The organism is Desertivirga arenae (genome assembly GCF_017355785.1).
GTDB classification, from domain to species: Bacteria; Bacteroidota; Bacteroidia; order Sphingobacteriales; family Sphingobacteriaceae; genus Desertivirga; species Desertivirga arenae.
The window spans coordinates 1-1438 of the sequence record NZ_JAFEWE010000035.1 but is presented as its reverse complement, the minus strand read 5'-3'; the positions used below and the strand labels follow the sequence as shown (position 1 = coordinate 1438).

Here is a 1438-nt window from a genome sequence, read left to right as displayed (position 1 = left end):
GGATCAAGCGGAATTCTTGGGGGGAATAAATAAAAAGTGTTTTTTTGCAAGTAGTAAAAACATAAATAGTACTCTCTTGCAAGATCCATACTTACAATTAGCTACCCTTCTATTACCTAAAGGATTATTAGATTTCTTTGAATTAAAGCAGGTCCTACAGAAAGAGTCAGGACTTGAAATTCATTTAGAGGAGAAGAATATTGTTCCCCAAGAGTATCAGGATCAAAAGTTAGAGTCGAAAGGGCTTCTTCCCGCTGTCAGCGTTCAGGATTTTCCCATTCGGGGACAAAAGGTCGCTCTATGTATAAGACGGCGAAGATGGACAGTGTTATCTAGTGGAGAAATCGTTACAAGAGATTGGGATCTGGTACACAAAGGGGCACGAATGACGACAGAATTCGGCCTTTTTTTAAAAGGGATATTTGGATAATTACCCCATCAGCGCTTATCAGCTGGGACAATATTTTAAAGTAGATGGCAAACAGTTGCAGGAGCAATACAAGGATTATCTAAGTGATTTTCATAGCTGGAATCAAAAGGACCATGCTGAAAAATGGCTGGTGTTTCAAAAGAATACCGGTGAACATTTAAGTATTGATGAAACAGCTCTCTCTAATGGAGAATTGTATACCATAGTAACAAATAAAGCAGCCAAGGGTCGAAAAGGGGCCATTGTAGCTATGTGCCGAGGAACGGTAGCCGAAGATATTATATCGGTCCTGGAACGTATTCCCCTAAAACAGCGAAACAAGGTGAAGGAAGTCACCTTGGATATGGCCGCTAACATGGCTAAAGCTATCCGGCGCTGCTTCCCTTATGCCCGCAGAGTTGTAGACCGTTTTCATGTTCAGAAACTTGCCTCTGATGCTGTTCAGGAGCTGAGAATAAAATACCGTTGGCAAGCGTTGGATGAAGAAAGCAGACAGATCGCAGATGCCAGAAAAAACAAACAGAAGTATCAACCTGAAGTATTGAGCAATGGGGATACTCTTAAACAACTTCTTGCCCGAAGTCGCTACCTGCTCTTTAAGCCCTCATCCAGGTGGACTGCCTGTCAAAAAGAACGAGCAGATCTTCTTTTTCCCAAATACCCGCTTTTACAGAAGGCTTACTTACTATCCACAAGGCTTTCTAATATCTATTCAAGCTGTACCGATAAAAAGGTGGCTTTTAAAAAGCTGGCAATATGGTATAATGAGGTAGAAGCAGCAGGCATTTCAGCCTTTGACTCTGTAGTTCGATCTATTCAAAGTCATTATGAATACATTCTAAACTTTTTTGATAACAGAAGTACAAATGCTTCAGCTAAATCCTTCAACGCTAAAATAAAAGCATTTAGAGCAACATCTAGAGGGGTAAGAGATACCGCTTTCTTTCTATACAGGCTAACTAAAATCTATGCTTAAGTTCTTAGCCCCCCAGATTTTCCGCTTGATCC

Annotated in this window: 2 protein-coding genes; both read left to right on the top strand. The window is 40.8% G+C overall.

Annotated elements, in window-relative coordinates; all coding sequences use genetic code 11:
* On the top strand, nt 1-430 hold a 430-nt coding region (locus J4N24_RS25375), incomplete at its 5' end, for an ISAon1 family transposase N-terminal region protein (RefSeq protein WP_242691817.1).
* Nucleotides 423-1406 carry an ISAon1 family transposase gene (locus J4N24_RS25370; protein WP_207536541.1) on the top strand — a complete coding sequence of 328 codons (984 nt, stop codon included), beginning with the start codon at nt 423-425 and terminating at the stop codon, nt 1404-1406. The genes J4N24_RS25375 and J4N24_RS25370, both read left to right, overlap by 8 nt.
* Nucleotides 1407-1438 lie beyond the last annotated feature (32 nt).